Origin of the sequence: Dyella sp. (assembly GCF_051954575.1) — a bacterium.
Lineage (GTDB): Bacteria > Pseudomonadota > Gammaproteobacteria > Xanthomonadales > Rhodanobacteraceae > Dyella_B.
The window spans coordinates 1-11,969 of sequence record NZ_JBQCHP010000131.1 but is presented as its reverse complement, the minus strand read 5'-3'; the positions used below and the strand labels follow the sequence as shown (position 1 = coordinate 11,969).

At 61.3% G+C, this 11,969-nt stretch carries 13 protein-coding genes; 1 reads left to right on the top strand and 12 read right to left on the bottom strand.

Going from position 1 to position 11,969, the window contains the following annotated elements; translation table 11 throughout:
• Positions 1-119 precede the first annotated feature (119 nt).
• Both ACTHNE_RS16915 and ACTHNE_RS16910 read right to left on the bottom strand, forming a co-directional pair.
• Positions 120-818, bottom strand: coding sequence for an SDR family NAD(P)-dependent oxidoreductase (locus ACTHNE_RS16915; protein WP_440269854.1), 699 nt, complete (start codon positions 816-818; stop codon positions 120-122).
• A gap of 91 nt (positions 819-909) precedes the next feature.
• Positions 910-1,803 (bottom strand): LysR family transcriptional regulator, encoded by an 894-nt coding sequence (locus ACTHNE_RS16910; protein ID WP_324947059.1) that lies wholly within the window; start codon positions 1,801-1,803, stop codon positions 910-912.
• 87 nt (positions 1,804-1,890) lie between these two features.
• On the opposite strand from ACTHNE_RS16910, the gene ACTHNE_RS16905 reads away from it, so the two are divergent.
• Complete coding sequence (locus tag ACTHNE_RS16905; RefSeq protein WP_440269853.1) at positions 1,891-2,733, top strand: NAD(P)H-dependent oxidoreductase; 843 nt, start codon at positions 1,891-1,893, stop codon at positions 2,731-2,733.
• Between the two features lie 81 nt (positions 2,734-2,814).
• On the opposite strand, the gene ACTHNE_RS16900 is transcribed toward ACTHNE_RS16905, so the two are convergent.
• The 10 genes from ACTHNE_RS16900 to miaA all read right to left on the bottom strand — a co-directional run bounded on the left by ACTHNE_RS16900 (position 2,815) and on the right by miaA (position 11,793).
• On the bottom strand, positions 2,815-3,075 hold the full coding sequence (locus tag ACTHNE_RS16900) for a helix-turn-helix transcriptional regulator (protein ID WP_440269852.1): 261 nt from the start codon (positions 3,073-3,075) through the stop codon (positions 2,815-2,817).
• A gap of 269 nt (positions 3,076-3,344) precedes the next feature.
• The gene (locus tag ACTHNE_RS16895) at positions 3,345-4,016 is read right to left on the bottom strand and encodes a DUF4276 family protein (RefSeq protein WP_440269851.1); all 672 of its coding nucleotides are present in this window, start codon (positions 4,014-4,016) and stop codon (positions 3,345-3,347) included.
• Between the two features lies 1 nt (position 4,017).
• Complete coding sequence (locus ACTHNE_RS16890) at positions 4,018-5,100, bottom strand: AAA family ATPase (protein ID WP_440269850.1); 1,083 nt, start codon at positions 5,098-5,100, stop codon at positions 4,018-4,020.
• Positions 5,101-5,267: 167 nt separating this feature from the next.
• Positions 5,268-6,560, bottom strand: a complete 1,293-nt coding sequence (locus ACTHNE_RS16885; protein WP_324944961.1) for an adenylosuccinate synthase — start codon at positions 6,558-6,560, stop codon at positions 5,268-5,270.
• Between the two features lie 90 nt (positions 6,561-6,650).
• Positions 6,651-6,842 (bottom strand): DUF2065 domain-containing protein, encoded by a 192-nt coding sequence (locus tag ACTHNE_RS16880; RefSeq protein WP_324944958.1) that lies wholly within the window; start codon positions 6,840-6,842, stop codon positions 6,651-6,653.
• A gap of 7 nt (positions 6,843-6,849) precedes the next feature.
• Positions 6,850-7,725 (bottom strand): protease modulator HflC, encoded by an 876-nt coding sequence (hflC, locus tag ACTHNE_RS16875; RefSeq protein WP_324944956.1) that lies wholly within the window; start codon positions 7,723-7,725, stop codon positions 6,850-6,852.
• Complete coding sequence (gene hflK, locus ACTHNE_RS16870) at positions 7,722-8,813, bottom strand: FtsH protease activity modulator HflK (protein WP_324944953.1); 1,092 nt, start codon at positions 8,811-8,813, stop codon at positions 7,722-7,724. Before hflK ends, hflC begins: the two co-directional genes overlap by 4 nt.
• A 265-nt stretch (positions 8,814-9,078) precedes the next feature.
• Positions 9,079-10,392 carry a ribosome rescue GTPase HflX gene (hflX, locus tag ACTHNE_RS16865; RefSeq protein ID WP_324944969.1) on the bottom strand — a complete coding sequence of 438 codons (1,314 nt, stop codon included), beginning with the start codon at positions 10,390-10,392 and terminating at the stop codon, positions 9,079-9,081.
• 6 nt (positions 10,393-10,398) lie between these two features.
• Positions 10,399-10,680 (bottom strand): RNA chaperone Hfq, encoded by a 282-nt coding sequence (gene hfq / locus ACTHNE_RS16860; RefSeq protein ID WP_192677643.1) that lies wholly within the window; start codon positions 10,678-10,680, stop codon positions 10,399-10,401.
• Positions 10,681-10,833: 153 nt separating this feature from the next.
• The gene (miaA, locus tag ACTHNE_RS16855; protein WP_440269849.1) at positions 10,834-11,793 is read right to left on the bottom strand and encodes a tRNA (adenosine(37)-N6)-dimethylallyltransferase MiaA; all 960 of its coding nucleotides are present in this window, start codon (positions 11,791-11,793) and stop codon (positions 10,834-10,836) included.
• Positions 11,794-11,969 lie beyond the last annotated feature (176 nt).

Below are 11,969 nucleotides of genomic sequence, written 5' to 3'. Positions count from 1 at the left end.
GCCTTCTGGACGTCATGCCGGGTGCGTGGAATAGATCAGAGCATCCTTAAGTCCATAAAGGCATATCTTCCGTGGCAGCCTGGCGGAGGCGTGCCGAAACCAATGTTTGGTCTGGCGCGTTACCAGGCCACCGCCTGCCCGCGGTAATTGAGAAAGCGCAAACCACCTTTGCCGGCATTCGCTTCCAGCACATCCACCACGCGCGGAATGCTGTCCTCCACACCGAGCGGCGCTTCAGCGCCGCCCATGTCTGTGCGCACCCAGCCCGGATCCATCAACAGATAAGTACGCGGATCATCGAACTGGCGCGCGGCGTAGCTGCGCATCAAGGTGTTCAATGACGCCTTGCTCGCCCGATAAACCTCCCAACCGCCGTCGGTATTGTTGGCAACGCTGCCCAGCCCGGAAGACATCGCTACGATCGTGCCTTTGGGCTGCACCAGGTCGTGGAACGCATCGATGAAGCGCATCGGGCTCAAGGCATTGTTGATCAGCACGCGCGCAAACGCTTCCGCACTTACCTTGCCGATCGGCGCATCGGGATCGGAGGCGATGCCTGCACTGACGAACAACACGTCCAGCAATCTTGCATGCAACCGCTGATGCAACGCCGCCACCTGCGCAGTCTCGTTGATATCGACGTGTTCGATCGTCAGGCGGCCATGTGCGCTCGCTTGCGCTTGTTCCAGTGCACGCGATGGGTTGTTCCGGATTGTCGCAATCACCTGCCAGCCGCGCCCCAGGTACTCCTTCGCCAGCGCCAGGCCGAGCCCTCGCGATGCGCCTACAATCAGCGCGGTTCGTGTTTTCGTAGCCATCGGGCGTCACCTCTTCCATTGGATGCGAAGAAGGATACTCATCTGCCGTGCTTGGCCAGTCAACGCACGAAGCGATGCGTTTTAGTTCACCTCAAACCGCAGCCGCGATGAACTCCCGCAGCCATCGATGCGCCGGATCGCGATGCAGGCGTTCGTGCCACAGCATCGACATCTCGTAACCGGGCACTTCTACAGGCGGCTCCACGATCTTCAATTCAGGACTATCGCGGACCAGTCGCGCAGGCAGCATCGCCACCATGTCGGTGCTCGCCAACACCGACCTTACGAACAGGAAATGCGGGACGGAAAGCGCCACGATGCGTGTACGCCCTGCCCCAGCCAGCACTTCGTCCGTAACGCCCAGAAAACCGCCGCCATCCGGCGAAACCATCACATGCTCGAGCTGGCAAAACTGCGCCAAGGTCGGACGCCGCTTCAGTCGCGGATGATCCACCCGGCCGGCCAGCACGTAGCGCTCCTTGAACAGCGTGCGCCGGCGCAGACCCGGCGGTGAGCCTTCGGTGGTGTGAAACGCCAGATCGATCTCCCCCTGTTCGGCCTGTTTCGCAATTCGCGTCGGCACCATTTCGACGACCGCCAACCGTGTGCCGGGCGCCTGCGATCGCAGGCCGCTCAAGATGGGCAGGACAATGGTGGATTCGGCGTAGTCCGTCGCGGCGATACGCCAAGTATGACTGGCGTCGGCCGGATTGAACGGCTTGGTGGGCGACACCGCGCCGTGCACGGCTTCCAGCGCCAGCCGCAACGGTTCGCGCAACGCTTCCGCTCGCGCTGTGGGCTGCATGCCACGTGGCCCAGGCAGCAGCAGTGGATCGCCAAAGAACTCCCGCAGCTTGGCCAGTTGCACGCTCACCGCAGGCTGCGAAAAATTCAGCCGCTGCGCCGCGCGCGTCACGTTGCGCTCGGCCAGCAGCGCATCGAGCGTCACCAGCAAATTGAGATCCAGGCGCCGCAAATTACTCATGACAATACCAGAAATTTGAATAATTAATTTCCAATATAGCTTGCCGACTCCTATCTTGCAGCCATTCCATCCACTGAAGGCGCTGCCATGAACGTGCTTATCGTCTATGCCCATCCGGAACCCAGGTCCTTAAATGGCGCACTCAAGGACTTTGCCGTGAAACGTTTACAGGCCGCCGGGCACGCCGTGCAGGTATCCGATCTTTACGCCATGCAGTGGAAAGCGGTACTCGATGAAAACGACAGCCAGGACGGCAGGACCGGCGAGCGCTTCGAACCGTCGCGCGATTCCAAGCGCGCGTTCGAACTCGGCCGGCAGAGCGAAGACATCGCGCGCGAACAGGACAAACTGCGCTGGGCCGACGCCGTGATCCTGCAGTTTCCGCTGTGGTGGTTCTCGCTGCCGGCAATCATGAAAGGCTGGGTGGAACGCGTTTACGCCTACGGCTTTGCGTATGGCGTCGGCGAGCATTCCGACCGGCATTGGGGCGACCGCTACGGGGAAGGCACGCTGGCCGGCAAACGGGCGATGCTGATCGTCACCGCCGGCGGCTGGGAATCCCATTACAGCCCGCGCGGCATCAACGGTCCGATCAACGACATCCTGTTTCCCATCCAGCACGGCATTCTTTATTACCCGGGCTTCGACGTGCTGCCGCCGTATGTGATCTATCGAACAGGCAAGATGGATGAAGCGCGGTTCGAGCAGGCCCGCGATGAACTGGGGCGGCGGCTAGATAATCTCTGGAACACCACGCCGATTCCGTTCCGCAAGCAGAATGCAGGGGATTACGACATCCCGGCGCTGACGCTGCGGCCGGAACTGGCGGCGGGGCAATCTGGATTAGCTATTCATGTCACGGAAAGCAGCGCGCGCAATGAGGGCACCAAGCAGGTGAATGTAGTACCTGAGAAACTCGTATTTGCTTGAAGTTGGGAGAGAGACAGACCTTCACCATTTGCACTACGCCGTTCATCCATATGTCGAGCGCGGGGATACGTGGCGGCATGACTACCACTCGATGTCAGGTCGCGTTGTGGCTTCTTTGGCCGATCGGGTGCCCTTAGGTTGCAGCACGATCGCGATCCCCAGCAGCAGACATAGCCGATGAATGCGATCGAACGATGCACGGCCAGCACGGCTTTCGAGTTTAGATACCGCTTGCGTGGAAACGCCTAGCTGGCTGGCGACTTGGGCCTGCGTCAAGCGCTGCCTGATGCGAGCGGCACGCAGCAGGGCACCGAGTTCCTCGGGGGCGCGGATCGCATCCATGGTATTCAACCCGGTAGGCTGAGAACGGCGCTATCAACCTATAGGTTTAATTGTGAAAAATCAACCTGTGGGTTGAATTCGCTCCTTAGCGATCCCAAACTTAAACTAAGCTTCTGATTTTTTGACACTTACCGAGATGTCAGCGAGTTCGGTGCCTTGGACGCTTCAATGCACGGGACCTTACGACTCAAGGCTTCGATTAGCCGTGATACATCTGTTGCGTAAAAATCGAAACTGGTATGTGGCAAGTCTCGACGAACGCGCGAAATTCAGGCCAATTTCCTGAGCCTTTCCATCCACGTACGAAAATGCAAACATTCGGCCTCCATCACGGCCAACGTAATGCGCCCCGCCGCTAGCGGGCCATGACGAGTCTTCCTGTATCGAGGTTCAAGCAAAGCTTCAAGCCGGCGGGAAGGTTTGGTTTCGAAACTATCGTTGATGTGTTCCGGTGTCGGAAACGCATCCCTGATCGCCCGTAGCTTATTCAAATAATTCTTCCACCGAGGTTCGATCTCGCAGAGTGCCGTTACGTCTGCAAAAAGCAGCCCTTCAAATTCATAAGGCTGAATATGAGGAATAAAGCGCTCAGCTTGGCATCCCACTTTGGCAACCACTTCACGATGCAATGCCGCCTCCAACCTTGCCACTCTGCTTGTCACTTCAGCTTGTCTTCTGGCTTCGTGAAATTCGGGGAAGTCGGTGTCGAGACCATAGAGATCCAAAAAAGTGCTGAGCACTGCGTTGGGATACTGGCGCAGCACATTGCGCGCATAAAACGTCAAGCGATCAAAGGTAACCGCCCCGCCTGTCCCCTGTTGCGAGGTTTTCAGCGTTTGCGCCTTCAAGTAGATACGCTGATGCCGCAGCGATGGAGCCACGACTTGCTTGATGAATTGCTCTTCTGATTGACCTTCAGCGAAGACAATCACATCTACCATCTCAGGGTCTCCCACCTAGCACATTGCGCTTCCATAGCTCTCCCATACTGTACTCGGTGAGCCAACCTTCCAACTGCTCTTCGGTGAAGCGGTGGAATGTTGAATAGCCAGATTGCTGATCTACTACGATTACGTCTTCTGGCGAGAGCTCATTCACCAGTTCGACGGACTGCGTAGAGACAATCAGCTGCTTTCGTTCAGACACTTGCTTGAAGATGTCGGCCAATACTGAAATTGCATAGGGATGAAGACCCAATTCAGGCTCATCGATCAAAACCGTATCAGGCAATAATCCGGAAGGTTGCAGTAGAAGCGTGGCTAGGCACATGAAGCGCAACGTGCCGTCAGACAACATGTGTGCTTTGAAGGGCGTATCAGGGTAGCCTCTTTGAGTCCATTCCAACTCAATATGCTCCTGATCGCCAGGACGTTCTACAAAATCACCAAAAAAAGGTGCTACCAGCTGAATCGTATCAACGATCCGCTGATACGACTGCTCATGGTCCTTTCTCAGCATGCGCAGATAGGCGGCAAGGTTGGCCGCGTCTGATTTCAATAGGAGGTTGTCGTTACTGGCGTGCTGCTGTTTTACTTTAGCGGTATCGCTAGTGTCGTGAAAGTGGTAGATGCGCCAACTCTTGATGGCATCCCTAACATAAGGCGAATAGTTGTCCTTCGCGTCCCGCAACTTAGACTCTTCATGCCCTGCCCCCAAAACGGTTGCAGTATCAGTTGGGTAATAGACGCCGCCGAACCAACTCGCTTCACGCTCAAAAATTAGCCTATTGTCTGCTGTAGGGATCAGATCAAATTTATAACCGTTGCGGTTGAAATAAAATTCAGCGTGAAGCCGATCGGTCGTCTTACGGCCAAAATGCAGAAGCGCATCAGGGCCTCCCTGCTTTTGCACGTACAATTGCAACCGCTGCTCATACATTTCATTGAGCATGCGGAAAAGGCTGATAAAGTTACTTTTGCCCGCACCATTGGCGCCGATCAGGACATTCAGATCGTTGAGCTGGAAATCTTGGAGCGACCGGATTGATTTGTACCCGGTAACAGAGAGCGAGCCTACATTAGGCATACGAACACCGTCTCTTCGCGTGAATGTGTTTCACAAGTGTCCTTGCGGCAGCGATCATGGGCATTTAGTCAATACCAATAAACGACGACCTGCGCAGTTGTTGCAGGTCGTCACAGCATGCCCTGATGTTACACGCAAGCAAAGCCACCTAGTGGCGGAGCTTGAAATCAGGCAAACGGATCATCCAACACGATCGTATCTTCACGATCCGCACCGGTCGCCACGATCGCCAGGCGGCAACCTGACAACTCTTCCACCGCACGCAGATACGCACGCGCCGCGGGCGGCAGTTTGTTCCAGTCGCGGATGCCGGCGGTGGATTCTTCCCAGCCGGGGAATTCGAGGTAGACCGGCTTGCATTCGGCCCAGCCGTCGGCGTCGAGCGGGGCCAGTTCGCGGCGCTTGCCGCGGTATTCGTAGGCGATGCAGACCTTGATGGTTTCCAGGCCGTCGAGCACGTCCAGCTTGGTGATGGCCAGGCCGTTGATGCCGTTGATCTGCACGGCGCGCTTGAGCGCGACCAAGTCGATCCAGCCGCAGCGACGCGGGCGGCCGGTGCTGGCGCCGAATTCGTTGCCGACCTTGCGCAGGCGCTCGCCCATTTCGTCATGCAGTTCGGTGGGGAACGGGCCGCCGCCGACGCGCGTGGCGTAGGCCTTGCAGATGCCGAGCACGTAGTCGATGTCGCCGGCACCCACGCCGGTGCCGGCCAGTGCGCCGCCCACCGTGGTGTTGCTGCTGGTGACGTACGGATAGGTGCCGTGATCGATGTCGAGCAACGCGCCCTGCGCGCCCTCGAACAGGATGTTGCCGCCTTCCTTGCGCACGTCGTACAGGATGGTGGCGACGTCATCGACCATCGGGCGGATGAATTCGCCATAGGCGATCGCGTCGTCGAGCACCTTCTGATAATCGACTGGCTCGGCCTTCAGCCACTGGGTGAGGATGAAGTTGTGGTATTCGACCGCCGCCTTGATGAGATCAGGCAGCTCGTGGGGATACATGAGATCAGCCACGCGCACGCTGCGGCGGGCGACCTTGTCTTCGTACGCCGGGCCGATGCCGCGGCCTGTGGTGCCGATGGCCTTGCCGCCGGCGGCGACTTCGCGCGCCTTATCGACGGCGATGTGGTACGGCATGATCAGCGGCGTGGCCGGGCTGATCTTCAGGCGCGGGCGCACGTTTACGCCCTGCGCTTCGAGTTCTTCGATTTCCTGCTTGAGCGCAGCCGGCGACAGCACCACGCCGTTGCCGATCAGGCACAGCGCGTCGTCGCGCAGAATGCCCGAGGGAATCAGGTGCAGCACGGTCTTCTTGCCCTTGATGACCAGGGTGTGGCCGGCGTTGTGGCCGCCCTGGAAACGCGCCACTGCGCCGACGCGCTCGGTCAACAGGTCGACGATCTTGCCTTTGCCTTCGTCGCCCCACTGTGCGCCAAGAATTACGACTGACTTGCCCATGATGTGTCTCGCTCTAAAAGGACGTTCCGATCGGCGGAACGGGAAACTTGAAAAACTTAACTCGCGTCGATGACCGCGTGGTGAATCTGTTCAGTGCACCAGCACCAGCCGCAAGGTGAGCAGGCCGATGCCGATGGCAATGGCGCCGAACACGCGCAAGGTGCGCGGCTCCATCTTCGACGCTTCGCGCATCACCGACTGCCAGCCATGCGGTGCGGCGAACAGCACCAAGCCTTCGATCACCAGCACCAGGCACAACGCGGCGTAGAAATCGTGCGGCATGACGTGCTCAGCGCCGCGCCGGCGCGGCGGCCGGGTTGCCGAAGTAACGCAGGAACTCGGAATCGGGCTTCAGGATGATGGTGCCGCGGCCGTCGCCGAAGGATTTCTTGTAGGCCTGCAGGCTGCGATAGAAGGCGAAGAAATCTGCATCCTGCGCATAGGCCTGCGCGTAGATCTGCGCGGCCTGCGCGTCGCCCTCGCCCCTTACCTTGTCCGCTTCGCTCTCAGCCGTGGCGCGGATCATCTGTGCCTGCGTCTGGGCGTCGGTCTTGATGGATTCGGCCTGCTGCTTGCCGTCCGCACGAATGGCGGCGGCCTGCTGCTGGCGCTCGGTCTGCATGCGCTTGTAGACGGCGGTCTTGATGTCGTCGGGAAATTCGACGCCGGTGATGCGCACGTCCACCACCGTCACGCCGAGCGTCTTCTGCGTTTCGGCATTGGACTGCTGCAAGGCGCTGGTGATGATGTCGCCCTGGCCGCTGGCGATCAGTTGCTCCAGCGTGTGCTCGTTCACCGCGCTGCGCAGCGCATTGCTGACGATTGGGCTGAGGCGCTGGCCGGCCTGCAGTTCATCGCCGCTGGTGGCGCGGTAATAGTTGGCGGCATCGGCGATGCGCCACTTTACGTAATAGTTGACGTTGACGCTCTGCTTGCCGGAGGTGACATAGCGCTGCGGCGCGCCGTCGAATGAGAGCACGCGCTCATCCAGCATCAGCACTTGCTGCAGCAGCGGCACCTTGGCGTGCAGGCCGGGCTGCCGATCGGTGCGCAGGATCTTGCCGAACTGCAGTACCAGCACGTGCTGGCCTTCGCCCACGGTGTAGAAACTGTTGAAGCCCAACAAGATGAGCAGAACGATGACGATCGCAGCAGTGGTCTTCATGGCTGCTTCCCCTTGTCCGCATCTTCGCCGGATGGCTGCGCCACCGTGCCGACGCCCGGCAGGTTAGTGGCCGGCAGCGCGTCTCCGCGATCGCCGATGTTGATCACGGCGCGGCCGTCGGAGCCGTCGATCACCTTGTTGTTGGTGCGCAGAATCTCTTCCATCGTTTCCAGCCACAGGCGTCGGCGGGTGACTTCGGGCGCGGCGCGGTATTCCTTCAGGATGAGGTTGAAGCGCTCGGTGTCGCCCTGAGCGCGCGCGATGCGTTCGGCCTTGTAGGCGTCCGCCGCCGCGGTCAGGCGCTTGGCCTCGCCCTTGGCGTTGGGAATGTCCTGGCTGGTGGCGGCCTTGGCCTGGTCGATCACGCCCTGGTGATCCTGATGAGCGGCGATCACGTCGTCGAAGGCGTCCTTGACTTCCTGCGGCGGCGTGATGGCCTGGAAGCTCACGTCAGTGACCTGAAGGCCGCAATCGTAGGCGTCCAGCGTGTGCTGCAGTTGGTCGCGTACCTGTTGCTGCAGCGCGCTCAGATGCGGCGCGGGCGCGCTGCTGTCGCCCTGGCCGGTGAGCACCTCGTCCATCGACTGCGACCCGACCACCGCACGCACGGCGGCCTGCGCGGCTTCGTTGAGCGTGCCGTCGGGGTCGCGCGTGCTGAACAGGTATTTCCTCGGGTCCGTCACCTGGTACTGCACATTGAAATCGACCGAGACGATGTCCTGGTCGCGGGTGAGCAGTCGGATCTGATCGGACATGGCGCGTACGCGCGAGGTCGCCACCGGCTGCACGGTTTCGATCGGCGCCGGAAGCTTCAGGTGGAAGCCTGGGCTGAGCGTGCGCACGTAGGCGCCGAAACGCTGCACCACGCCCACCTGCCCGGTGCCCACCACGGCGTAGCTGGTCAGCAGCAGCCAGGCCAGCAGCATGGCCACTACGATGGTGAGGATGCCGCCCGGCCCGCCCAATCGGCCGAGCCGGTGAAACAGCTGCTTGAGCGCGGCCTCGATGCCGGGCTTGCCGCCACCGGAACCGCGCTTGTTCTTGTTCCATGGATCACGTTGCCCGTTGCCGGGTTCGTTCCAGGCCATGGTCAGTCTCCTTGAGGCCGCTGGGAGGCCGGCAACAACGGCCGGAAAACGCTGGGGTCGGGATGGGACATGGTGACGGTTAGTGAACGTGCAAGCACCCCGATCGGGCTGACGCACAAACGGTCGCATTCTAGCAGAGACGGTTGGATTAAAGCCCCCCGCTGGGATTGCGATAGGGCCATCGTAGGTTTGGCTGAGGGGCAGCCCTACCCCCACATAGAGATGGTGGTTGCGACGTTGGGGTTGGGCTGCGCCTCAGCCCAACCTACGGGGAGGCTTCCTCAGGGTTGCCCAGCAGGCCGCGCAGCAGCTCTACATCTTTGCCCTGCCCGCCGGTCAACGGCGCGAGCACGCTTCTGGGCGCATCGATGCGCAAGCGCCAGCCCTCTTCGTCCACCGCTTCCTCGGCGATCGCGCCGGCGGCGCGCAAGCGGGCATGCAAGCGGCCGGCAGAGAGCGGCAGGCGCAGTTCGGACTGCACGCGCTCGCCACCCAGGCATTCGCCGAGTGCCTGGCGCAACAGATCCAGGCCCTGGCCGGTGACGGCCGACAGCCATACCTGCTGCGGCACGCCTTCGGCATCGCGCACGATGCGCGGCGCGGCTTCGGTCAGGTCGATCTTGTTCATCACCTGCAACTGCGGCACGTCGCCGGCGCCGATTTCTTCCAGCACCTGGTCGACCACCTGGCGCAGGCGTTCGCGTTCTTCATCTGCCGCATCGCTGACGTGCAGCAGCAGGTCCGCATCGCGCGCTTCGGCCAACGTGCCGCGGAAGGCGGCGACCAGGTCATGCGGCAATTCGCGGATGAAGCCCACGGTGTCGGCCAGTACGGCGGGGCCGCAGCTGAGATCGTCCAGCTTGCGCACGGTGGGATCGAGCGTGGCGAACAATTGGTTCGCCGCGTACACCTCGCCCTGCGTGAGCGTATTGAACAGCGTGGATTTGCCCGCGTTGGTGTAACCCACCAGGGCTACGCGAGGCACCGTGTTGCGCAAACGCGCGCGGCGTTGCTGGCCGCGCTGGGTCTGCACTTTTTCCAGGCGCTTGGTGAGCATCTTGACGCGCTCGCCAAGCAGGCGGCGGTCGGTTTCCAGCTGCGTTTCGCCGGGGCCGCGCAGGCCGATGGCGCCGCCGCGCTGGCGCTCCAGGTGGGTCCAGCCGCGGACCAGGCGCGTGGCCAGGTGCTTGAGCTGGGCCAGTTCCACTTCCAGCTTGCCTTCATGGGAGCGGGCGCGCTGGGCGAAGATGTCCAGAATCAGCCCGGCGCGGTCGACCACGCGCACGTTGAGCAGCTTTTCCAGGTTGCGTTCCTGCACCGGCGTAAGCAGGTGATCGACCAACACCACGTCCGCTTCCAGCGCGCGCACGGCTTCGCCGACCTCGTCGGCCTTGCCCGTGCCGATGTAGTAACGCGGGTTGGGCGATTCCACGCGTGCGGGAATGCTGGCCAGCACTTCCGCGCCGGCGGATTTCACCAGCTCGACGAATTCCTCTGCGCGCTCGGCCGCGTCGTCTCCCCCCCGCGAATGCGGGAGGACCAGCACAGCTCGTTCGCCTTTCTTTTGTCTATCGAACAGAGTGAATCAACCTTCGCTTTCGACCGAGGCGTGCTCGAGATGGCTCTCATGGCCTTCGTGCCCTTCGTGGCCATTGCCCACGCGCACGTTTCGGCTGGGTACCACGGTGGAGATGGCATGTTTGTAGACCATCTGGCTGACCTGGTTGCGCAAGAGCACCACAAACTGATCGAACGACTCGATCGTGCCCTGCAACTTGATGCCGTTGACCAGATAGATGGCGACCGGTACGCGCTCGCGGCGCAATGCATTGAGAAATGGATCTTGCAAGGATTGCCCTTTTGACATTTTTTGTTCTCCCCCTCATCCACGGATGGACCGAAAAAGGTGACACCAAATGGCGCCCCGGTCCGAGTTTCCCGAATGTTAACCGCTTTTAAATCAAGGATGAAAGAGTTTTGTAAGTCGTGACAAAGACATAACGAAAAGACGTCATCTTTTTTACGACTCCCGCTCACTTTTGCCGAGGAACAGGCGTACAGCGTCGGCCGCCCGATCCACCGGGCTCGCCCGCTCCGGATCGAGCACGCGAGCGTCAAGTTCGCTGCGCAACCATGTGATCTGCCGCTTGGCGAGCTGGCGGGTGGCGAAAATGCCCCGGTTGCGCAGCTCTGCCGCGTCGTAGCACCCATCCAGATGCTCCCACGCCTGGCGATACCCCACCGCGCGCATCGCCGGCAGGTCGGCCTTGAGATCGCCGCGCTCGCGCAGCGCACGCACCTCCTCGAGCAGGCCATGCTGCAGCATCTCGTCGAAGCGCTGTGCGATGCGCGCATGCAGCGGCGCGCGATCGTCCGGGATCAGCGCCAGTTTCAGCACCCGCCAGGGAAACGGCTGCCCGCTTCCGCCCTGTTGCTGGGCGCTGAGCGGCTGCCCGGTCAGCGCGATCACCTCCAGCGCGCGCTGGATGCGTTGCGCATCGCCGGGCTTGATGCGCGCGGCGGCAGGTGGGTCCAGTTCGGCCAGCCGGCGATGCATGCCGTTCCAGCCGATCGCCGCCGCGTCCTGCGCCAATTGCGCGCGCAGCGTTGCATCAGCCTCCGGCAGGCTGGACAAGCCGCGTTGCAGCGCACGGAAGTACAAACCGGTGCCGCCTACCAATAACGGTATGCGGCCGGCTTCGCTGATGTGCTGCATGGCGCGTCGTGCGTCGGTGCTGAAGTCGGCGGCCGAATACGGTTCGGCCGGATCGCGGATATCGACCAACGCATGCGGATAGCGCGCGAGCGTGGCGGTGTCCGGTTTCGCCGCACCGATGTCGAGCCCGCGATAGACCAGTGCCGAATCCACGCTGATGAGTCCAAGCGCAAAGCGCTCGCTCAAGGCGCACGCCAGCGCAGTCTTGCCCGACGCGGTCGGGCCCATCAGGAATATGGCGAGCGGGCGACGATCGGCAGGCATCCGGTCATTTTAGGGCCTGTTCGCACTATTGGCGTGGCCCGCGTTGTCGTTGAGTGGCCATCAGGTGGTAGTGCGTGGCGCAGCCTTGGCTGGTTGCCAAGGCAAGCCGCGCGCTGCCGCATGGTGGCCACTCAACGACAACCCGAAGGGCCGGGTCTGTTTGCCCGCCATGCCGC